The sequence below is a fragment of the Pseudophaeobacter leonis genome, assembly GCF_002087335.1.
In the GTDB taxonomy this organism is placed as follows: domain Bacteria; phylum Pseudomonadota; class Alphaproteobacteria; order Rhodobacterales; family Rhodobacteraceae; genus Pseudophaeobacter; species Pseudophaeobacter leonis.
In genome coordinates, this window is sequence record NZ_MWVJ01000101.1 from 1 (window position 1) to 7,657 (window position 7,657).

10 protein-coding genes and 2 pseudogenes are annotated in these 7,657 nt (G+C 53.8%); 2 read left to right on the plus strand and 10 right to left on the minus strand.

The genetic code is table 11. From position 1 onward, the window contains the following. Positions 1–168 precede the first annotated feature (168 nt). Positions 169–876 (plus strand): DUF2711 family protein, encoded by a 708-nt coding sequence (locus tag B4968_RS18675; protein ID WP_139792911.1) that lies wholly within the window; start codon positions 169–171, stop codon positions 874–876. Positions 877–962: 86 nt separating this feature from the next. On the opposite strand, the pseudogene rplP reads toward B4968_RS18675, so the two are convergent. The 5 genes and pseudogenes from rplP to rplB form a co-directional block, all read right to left on the minus strand. Then, positions 963–1,374, minus strand: a pseudogene (gene rplP, locus B4968_RS18680) (50S ribosomal protein L16). A gap of 11 nt (positions 1,375–1,385) precedes the next feature. Continuing rightward, positions 1,386–2,096, minus strand: a complete 711-nt coding sequence (gene rpsC, locus B4968_RS18685) for a 30S ribosomal protein S3 (protein WP_083100851.1) — start codon at positions 2,094–2,096, stop codon at positions 1,386–1,388. Then, positions 2,096–2,476 (minus strand): 50S ribosomal protein L22, encoded by a 381-nt coding sequence (rplV, locus tag B4968_RS18690; RefSeq protein WP_083100852.1) that lies wholly within the window; start codon positions 2,474–2,476, stop codon positions 2,096–2,098. Before rplV ends, rpsC begins: the two co-directional genes overlap by 1 nt. Before the next feature lie 3 nt (positions 2,477–2,479). Then, positions 2,480–2,758 carry a 30S ribosomal protein S19 gene (rpsS, locus tag B4968_RS18695; RefSeq protein ID WP_083100853.1) on the minus strand — a complete coding sequence of 93 codons (279 nt, stop codon included), beginning with the start codon at positions 2,756–2,758 and terminating at the stop codon, positions 2,480–2,482. Between the two features lie 3 nt (positions 2,759–2,761). Beyond that, complete coding sequence (gene rplB / locus B4968_RS18700; protein WP_083100854.1) at positions 2,762–3,604, minus strand: 50S ribosomal protein L2; 843 nt, start codon at positions 3,602–3,604, stop codon at positions 2,762–2,764. A gap of 370 nt (positions 3,605–3,974) precedes the next feature. On the opposite strand from rplB, the gene B4968_RS18705 reads away from it, so the two are divergent. Then, complete coding sequence (locus B4968_RS18705; RefSeq protein ID WP_139792912.1) at positions 3,975–4,670, plus strand: CatB-related O-acetyltransferase; 696 nt, start codon at positions 3,975–3,977, stop codon at positions 4,668–4,670. Positions 4,671–4,745: 75 nt separating this feature from the next. Here the strand turns inward: B4968_RS18705 and B4968_RS18710 are convergent. From B4968_RS18710 to B4968_RS18730, 5 genes and pseudogenes are all read right to left on the minus strand, one after another. Continuing rightward, positions 4,746–5,041 (minus strand): annotated as a pseudogene (locus B4968_RS18710) (50S ribosomal protein L23). Continuing rightward, positions 5,038–5,655 carry a 50S ribosomal protein L4 gene (gene rplD, locus B4968_RS18715; RefSeq protein ID WP_058335690.1) on the minus strand — a complete coding sequence of 206 codons (618 nt, stop codon included), beginning with the start codon at positions 5,653–5,655 and terminating at the stop codon, positions 5,038–5,040. The pseudogene B4968_RS18710 and the gene rplD overlap by 4 nt, the downstream one beginning before the upstream one ends. Continuing rightward, positions 5,652–6,362, minus strand: a complete 711-nt coding sequence (gene rplC / locus B4968_RS18720; protein ID WP_083100856.1) for a 50S ribosomal protein L3 — start codon at positions 6,360–6,362, stop codon at positions 5,652–5,654. Before rplC ends, rplD begins: the two co-directional genes overlap by 4 nt. 18 nt (positions 6,363–6,380) lie before the next feature. Beyond that, positions 6,381–6,695, minus strand: a complete 315-nt coding sequence (gene rpsJ, locus B4968_RS18725; protein ID WP_008207555.1) for a 30S ribosomal protein S10 — start codon at positions 6,693–6,695, stop codon at positions 6,381–6,383. 232 nt (positions 6,696–6,927) lie between these two features. Beyond that, complete coding sequence (locus tag B4968_RS18730) at positions 6,928–7,488, minus strand: hypothetical protein (protein WP_139792913.1); 561 nt, start codon at positions 7,486–7,488, stop codon at positions 6,928–6,930. Positions 7,489–7,657 lie beyond the last annotated feature (169 nt).

Sequence of the window (7,657 nt, forward strand, 5' to 3'; positions counted from 1 at the left end):
GAGAGACCCGCATGATAGAGGCGGGTTGCGAAGAGGGATTTTATCTGTGCCATGATCTCTCTTTAGCGCAGCTCTGCAGCGGAACCAATACAGCAATCCTGGCCGCTTGCTCTTTGAAACCCGCCGTCATAGCCTCGCGCAAAAAAAATGAGTACTGAGGGGAACCAATTGGCGCAGCCACCGTTCAGCTATCCGATCGATGACGACACCCCTTATCTGCAGCATTTTGACGGTAAGTTCACATCCGTTTTTGTTGCCCTGAACCCGTTTCTAAAACTCCCCGATCATCCGCCATTCAAAAATGGCGATCCGGTGCCAGACAGTGCCAGACAGGAAGCGCTGAAATTGGGAGACTCCAGTGGCGTCAGCTGGCAAGAGATTACGGAACTCTGCGGTTTTACCTTTGTGCATCAGGTCAACCGCGCCCTGCGGCTGACCGGCTCAAAACGCATCTCCACCAAATATGCCAGTCAGCTAGAGACAGATCACATGCTAGAGGTCTGTGCTGCCCAAAGTATCTACCCCCCGGATGAAGGTTATTCCTCTCCCCTCTTGGAACTTGCCTTGGGACGTTTTGCGCAGGATGCGGGATGCGACAGGCTGATCAGCGCAGGTCCTTTTGGGATTTCGCCAGAGGAAATACAGATCGCGGCCCTCCAGGACAGACAATCTGAACACGGGTGTGTTGAGCTTTGGGCTGAGGACAAATCGCTCTATTGCGCGATCTACATCGACTTTCACTATCACCTGATCTGCCAAACTGATGAGAGCCTGAGGCTGGCCAAACCCGAGGATTATTTCGAAGGCTTCTATGCCGATACCACCACCAATGACTTTTGGGGTATCGGAGGTTTCTCCGGGTCAGAACAAATCTAGTAAACCTTCCCGATGGACCCTTCATACGAGAAAGCCCCCGCCGATTTCTCAGCGAGGGCTTCAATCTATTTTTGCGTTGACCGGGCTTACCAGTCTTCGCGAACCACGATGCGGGTCTTGATTGGCAGTTTCATCGCAGCAAGGCGCAGAGCCTCACGGGCGATGGCGTCGTCAACACCGTCGATTTCGAACATCACGCGGCCAGGCTTAACCTTGGCTGACCAATAATCGGCAGACCCTTTACCTTTGCCCATCCGGACTTCGGTCGGTTTTGACGTGACCGGAGTGTCGGGGAAGATACGGATCCAGACACGACCCTGACGTTTCATGTGACGGGTCATGGCACGACGTGCCGCTTCGATCTGACGAGCAGTGACGCGCTCAGGCTGTCGCCTTGAGACCGTATGTGCCGAAGTTCAGATCCGAACCGCCTTTTGCCTGACCGGAGATCCGGCCTTTGTGCATCTTGCGGAATTTTGTACGCTTTGGCTGAAGCATCTATTCTATCCTTAGCGACGACCGCCACCAGCACCACGAGGTGCAGGGCCGTCCTGGAGTTCCTGTGCTTTACGGTCACGTGCCTGTGGATCGTGTTCCATGATCTCGCCTTTGAAGATCCAGGTTTTGATCCCAATGATACCGTAAGGTGTCATGGCCTCATTGTGAGCGTAATCGATGTCGGCGCGCAGAGTGTGCAGAGGCACACGACCTTCGCGGTACCATTCAGTACGGGCGATTTCAGCGCCACCCAGACGGCCAGCAACGTTCACCCGGATACCCAGGGCGCCCATGCGCATAGCAGACTGTACGGCACGCTTCATCGCGCGACGGAAGGAAACACGACGTTCCAGCTGCTGAGCAATGGACTCACCAACCAGCTGCGCGTCCAGCTCGGGCTTGCGAACTTCAACGATGTTGAGGTGCAGTTCCGAAGCAGTCATCGAGGCGAGCTTCTTGCGAAGCACTTCGATGTCAGCGCCTTTTTTGCCGATGATCACGCCAGGACGTGCAGTGTGAATGGTCACACGGCATTTCTTGTGAGGGCGTTCAATGATCACGCGGGCGATGCCAGCCTGTTTGCACTCATCCTTGATGAACTCGCGCAGTTTCAGGTCTTCAAGCAGCAGATCACCAAAATCTTTGGTGTCAGCATACCAGCGGCTGTCCCAGGTGCGGTTGATCTGCAGGCGCATGCCAACCGGATTGACTTTATGTCCCATTAGGCTTGCTCCTCAACTTGACGTACCTTGATCGTGATCTCAGCAAATGGCTTCAGGATCTTGCCGAAACGACCACGGGCACGTGGACGGCCACGCTTCAGGGTCATGTTCTTACCGACCCAGGCCTCGGCAACGATCAGCTCGTCGACGTCCAGGTTGTGGTTGTTCTCGGCGTTCGCAATTGCGGACTGAAGGCATTTCTTCACATCCTGCGCGATACGCTTGTTCGAGAAGGTCAGGTCGGTCAGAGCCTTGTCAACCTTTTTGCCACGGATCATCTGGGCAACCAGGTTCAGCTTTTGCGGGGAGGTACGCAGCATGCGAGTTTTCGCCATTGCTTCGTTGTCTGCCACGCGGCGGGGGTTTTGTTCCTTACCCATGACTTACTTCCGCTTCGCTTTTTTGTCAGCGGCGTGACCATAATAGGTGCGTGTTGGCGAATACTCACCAAACTTTTGACCAATCATGTCTTCCGAGACGTTAACGGGAATGTGCTTGTGACCGTTGTACACACCAAATGTCAGACCCACGAACTGGGGCAGAATGGTGGAACGACGCGACCAAATTTTGATGACATCTTTGCGGCCCGACTCGCGCGCAGCTTCGGCTTTCTTAAGCACGTAGCTGTCGACAAAGGGACCTTTCCATACAGAGCGAGACATATATTAACGTCCCTTCTTCTTGGCGTGACGCGAGCGGATGATAAGCTTTTGCGACGCTTTGTTTTTGTTACGAGTGCGGTAACCTTTGGTCGGTTTGCCCCAAGGGGTAACCGGGTGACGACCACCAGAGGTACGACCCTCACCACCACCATGCGGGTGATCGATCGGGTTCATAACAACACCACGAACCGAAGGACGCTTGCCCTTGTGACGCATACGGCCAGCTTTACCGTAGTTCTGGTTCGAGTTGTCTGGGTTCGACACGGCACCAACGGTGGCCATGCATTCCTGACGGACCATGCGCAGTTCGCCCGAAGAGAGGCGGATCTGAGCGTAGCCACCATCACGACCAACAAACTGAGCGTAGGTGCCAGCTGCACGGGCGATTTGGCCGCCTTTGCCTGGCTTCATCTCGATGTTGTGGATGATGGTACCGATTGGCATACCCGAGAAGGGCATCGCGTTACCGGGTTTGATGTCAGCTTTTGCCGAGGCAACAACTTTATCACCAACCGCCAGACGCTGTGCTGCCAGGATGTAGGCCTGCTCACCGTCTTCGTATTTGATCAGGGCGATGAAGGCGGTCCGGTTCGGGCCATATTCGATCCGTTCAACGGTTGCCGCTACATCCAGTTTGTTCCGCTTGAAGTCAACGATACGGTATAGACGCTTTGCGCCACCGCCGCGACGGCGAGAAGTAATTCGTCCGGTGTTGTTCCGGCCGCCCGATTTCGTCAAACCCTCGGTGAGAGACTTGACGGGACGTCCTTTCCAAAGCTCCGAACGGTCGATCAGAACCAGCCCACGCTGGCCCGGCGTCGTCGGCTTATACGACTTGAGTGCCATGCTTTCTGTCTTCCGTTTAGCTACGACGGGTTGCCCCGCCGTTGCAGATCAGTGGAGGCATCCCCCATCAGACCCGCTATGTGTAAGCCCCCTGTCCGCCCGTTCCGACAAGGGAACGCAACTACTAAGGTGGCCAGTCTTTAGGGCCCCAAAGGTCCCCAGCTCAGTCATCCTGCAAAAAAGGTACAGCCCCGGAACGAATCCGAGGCTTGCAGGATTGGGCGGATGTAGCAGCAACGTGAACTGATGTCTAGCGCTTTGCCAGCCCCACTAACTCCTGGGGTTCAAATCATTCCCAGTGCACTTTTGACCTTCTTTGGTATCCGACTTGTGCTACTAAAATCCGATTAGGCAGAGGGAGAAAATACGCTTGGCTGTAGCTATTAACGTTGACAAATCAACTCGCATTCTTGGCGATGTATTTCTAGAAACACCCACCCGTGTGTTCCCCAACGTTACGATGCAAAATGTTTCCCTAGGAGCATTCTCGTACGTTTCCCCACTGTGCGTCCTGCTAAACGTAAAAATTGGGCGGTATTGCAGCATTGGAGACCAAGTCACCATTCTATCTAAGCACCCAACTACCTCATTAACAACATCCCCATTTCCCTATGAGCAGGTCTTTGCGGCACCTTTCAACCCGCCCCCACAACATAGTTTTGAAAATGTACCCTACACATCTATAGGTAACGATGTCTGGGTAGGCTCTGGGGTGAAAATCGTCTCCGGCATACAAATTGGCGATGGCGCGATCCTGGCTGCCGGAGCAGTGGTCACGAAAGATGTTGAACCATTCACGATTGTAGGCGGCGTTCCAGCCAAAAGAATCAAGCCTCGCTTTTCAAGAGATCTGTCCAACAGAATTTCCAAACTACGATGGTGGGACTACAACTTACTGGGCCAAACTATCGACTGGCAGAACATTGATCTCGCCATTTTGGAAATTGAAGACCTTCTAGAGCAAAATACGTTGGTTCCTTTCGACGCCGATTTGTACAAAATCAGCCGAACAAATGAGAAAATCCTTGGGACCTTAGTCAACCGTGGTGCCGCGACCAATAAGTAGGTCGCAAATAGCAGCTTCAACGAAAAAGGCCCTCGCTTGCGCGAGGGCCTTTCTAACTTTCAAAAGAACCTAATCTCAGAGTCCGGTGGACACGTCGATTGTGTTGCCCTCTTCGAGCGTCACATAGGCCTTTTTCACGTCTTTGCGACGACCAATCTGGCCGCGGAAACGCTTTTGTTTACCCTTGGTGATGGAGGTGTTGACCGCCTTCACTTTTACACCAAAGAGCGCTTCAACAGCTTCTTTATCTGGGGTTTGTTGCTGTCGATCGCTACTTCAAAAACAACCGCACCGTTTTCGGATGCCATGGTGGTTTTCTCGGTGATGATCGGCTTGCGGATCACATCGTAGTGTTCTGCTTTAGCGTTCATTTCAAACGAGCCTCCAGTGCTTCGAGACCAGCCTTGGTGATAACCAGGGTGTCACGCTTCAGGATGTCATAAACGTTTGCACCCATTGTTGGCAGGATATCCAGACCTTCAATGTTGCGCGACGCTTTCAGGAAGCCTTCGTTGACCGAGGCACCATCGATGACCAGAGCGCGTTTCCAGCCCAGGTTTGCAACCTGTTTGGCCAGTGCACCGGTCTTGCCTTCAGCAGCGGCGTCCGAGATCACAACCAGCTCGCCCGCTTTTGCTTTAGCGGACAGCGCATGGCGCAGACCCAGCTTGCGGAACTTCTTGGTCAGCTCGTGGCCGTGCGAACGCACAACGGGACCTTTGTAGATACCACCACCGCGGAAGATCGGTGCCGAGCGAGCGCCGTGGCGTGCGCCACCGGTGCCTTTTTGGCGATAGATCTTCTTGGTCGAGTATTTGACTTCCGAACGGGTCTTTACCTTGTGGGTACCGGCCTGCGCGTTGTTACGCTGCCAGCGAACCACACGGTGCAGAATGTCCGCACGTGGCTCAAGACCAAAGAGGTCAGCGTTCAGCTCGATGTCGCCAGCTTTGCTGCCGTCGAGATTCATCACATCAAGTTTCATGCTTCACCACCTTCTGCAGGGGCTTCGGTTGCAGCGGCTTTGATACCAGCTGGAAACGGAAGACCTTCGGGCGCCTTTTTCTTCACGGCGTCCTTAACAGTGACCCAGCCACCTTTGGAGCCAGGAACGGCGCCTTTGATGAAGACCAGACCACGATCGGCGTCGGTTTTGACAACTTCAAGGTTCTGAGTGGTAACGCGGGCAGCACCCATGTGACCAGCCATTTTCTTGCCTTTGAAAACCTTACCGGGATCCTGACACTGACCTGTGGAGCCGTGCGAACGGTGAGAGATCGAAACACCGTGCGACGCACGCAGACCACCAAAGTTCCAGCGCTTCATAGCACCCTGGAAACCTTTACCGATGGATGTACCGGTCACGTCAACTTTTTGGCCCATCAGGAAGTGCTCGGCCGAGATTTCGGCGCCGACTTCGATCAGAGCGTCAGCAGGCACGCGGAATTCCACGAGCTTACGCTTGGGCTCTACTTTAGAGGCCGCAAAGTGACCGCGCATCGCCTTGGAGACGCGTTTTACCTTGGCGGAACCAGCACCGAGCTGAACAGCTGTGTAGCCGTCTTTGTCTTCGGTACGCTGAGACACAACCTGCAACCCGTCCAGGTGAAGAACGGTCACAGGGATCTGCTGACCATCTTCGAGGAACAGACGTGTCATGCCGACTTTTTTTGCAATAATACCAGAGCGCATTATCTATACCCTCCGTTCTTAAGATTGCAGTTTGATCTCGACGTCCACACCAGCGGCGAGGTCGAGCTTCATCAGCGCGTCCACGGTCTGGGGGGTCGGATCAACGATGTCGAGCATACGCTTGTGCGTACGGATCTCAAACTGGTCACGAGATTTCTTGTCAACGTGGGGACCACGCAGAACGGTGAATTTCTCGATTTTGTTTGGCAGTGGGATCGGGCCGCGAACAGTCGCGCCGGTCCGCTTGGCAGTGTTGACGATCTCTTGTGTGCTGGCGTCCAGTACACGATAGTCAAATGCCTTGAGCCGAATACGGATATTTTGGCTTTGCATTAGTCAGCCTTTATCTAGGCGTGAAGGTTGAGAGGAGGGGCAGCGACCACCGCTTACCCTCATCGAACCCAAAAGGCGGGAATCACCCCGCCCTTGACCCGCCTGTGCGGGATGCGCTCTATACGTCTGATCGGAGCATGGGGCAAGAGGTTTCGCGCGCGAAACAGGTGCAGGTGGGGCGTGCGGTGGGTTTGGGGTTTGTTTGGCCTTCCGACCCGAGGCGGAAACAGGGTTAGAGTAGCGCCACAGCTTCTTCCGGCGTTCGAACTTTGACCCCCTCAAAACTTTCCGCGCGCTCAATTTTTTTGAAGTTATTGTCGCTGGTCACAAAGACATCCCTACTATTGGAAACGTGGGCCCACATCATCTGCCGGTCGCACCAACGGTTCCGCCATTTTTTGTCAGTCAAAATATCACCGGTAGCTTCGGGGGCCAGCCTTTTGAAGTCCGAGTAACTGAAAGCTACGCTTGGAAATAAAACATTGTGAATGCGCTCTTCGAGGTCACACTCTTCGTCCGCAAACACTGCGTGATCCCAGTAGCTGATGTCGAAGTAGGCCATTCCCAGCAGCAAGGGAATGTCATCTATGTTCAATTCCTTCAAGCGCGCTTCAAATTCGCGAAAACTATCCAGATAACTGTCTCCTGGTTGACGTTCAGATGCCGAAACCGCCACAAAAGCGACCTCCGCTTTTCCAGCTCTGTGAGCCGATATCAAACTCTGGACATTCGTCGCGCTTGGACGGCAAAGATCTAAGTCAATAATACAATTGGTATCCAGCGTAAATTTCAAAACCCGGCCCTCACAGAACAATCATTCAGCGATACCTTACTTCCTCATTTTGACTGTTAGAACCCAACTGAGCGAACCATTTCTCCCGGACAGACCTGTTAGACGGTCATTGAAACAGAAAAAGGGCGCCCTTGGGGGCGCCCTTTCGCAGAACAGTTCTGAGTTGGTT

Bases quoted from the DNA above. Each gene is read 5' to 3' on its own strand.
- rpsC (WP_083100851.1), bottom strand. From the start codon at position 2,096: ATGGGACATAAAGTCAATCCGGTTGGCATGCGCCTGCAGATCAACCGC.
- rplV (WP_083100852.1), bottom strand. From the start codon at position 2,476: ATGGGTAAGGAACAAAACCCCCGCCGCGTGGCAGACAACGAAGCAATG.
- rpsS (WP_083100853.1), bottom strand. From the start codon at position 2,758: ATGTCTCGCTCTGTATGGAAAGGTCCCTTTGTCGACAGCTACGTGCTT.
- rplB (WP_083100854.1), bottom strand. From the start codon at position 3,604: ATGGCACTCAAGTCGTATAAGCCGACGACGCCGGGCCAGCGTGGGCTG.
- rplD (WP_058335690.1), bottom strand. From the start codon at position 5,655: ATGAAACTTGATGTGATGAATCTCGACGGCAGCAAAGCTGGCGACATC.
- rplC (WP_083100856.1), bottom strand. From the start codon at position 6,362: ATGCGCTCTGGTATTATTGCAAAAAAAGTCGGCATGACACGTCTGTTC.
- rpsJ (WP_008207555.1), bottom strand. From the start codon at position 6,695: ATGCAAAGCCAAAATATCCGTATTCGGCTCAAGGCATTTGACTATCGT.